General features: G+C 52.9%; 1 protein-coding gene. It reads right to left on the bottom strand.

What is annotated here, in order from left to right:
* On the bottom strand, positions 1 to 240 hold a 240-nt coding region (locus SB756_RS34615), incomplete at both ends, for an ATP-binding cassette domain-containing protein (protein WP_410913824.1).

Genomic DNA, 240 nt, shown 5'->3' with positions numbered 1-240 from the left:
CCAACCGCCATTACCGGAACGATGCCGTCGCGCTTTCTGTCTTCGGGTACCATCGCAATCCCCTGGGCGATGGCTTGCTGACAGTTACGAATATCTACCTGTTTGCCATCAATATAAATTTTTCCTTCCCATTGTCCGGGCCACACGCCAAACAGGCACTGAATGGTCTCGGTACGTCCGGCACCAACGAGTCCGGCAATACCCAGTATTTCGCCACGTTTCAGGGAAAACGAGACATCA

The organism is Pseudomonas sp. SIMBA_068, assembly GCF_046534705.1.
GTDB lineage: Bacteria > Pseudomonadota > Gammaproteobacteria > Pseudomonadales > Pseudomonadaceae > Aquipseudomonas > Aquipseudomonas putida.
The sequence above is the reverse complement of the archived record's forward strand: the minus strand, read 5'-3'. Positions and strand labels throughout refer to the sequence as shown.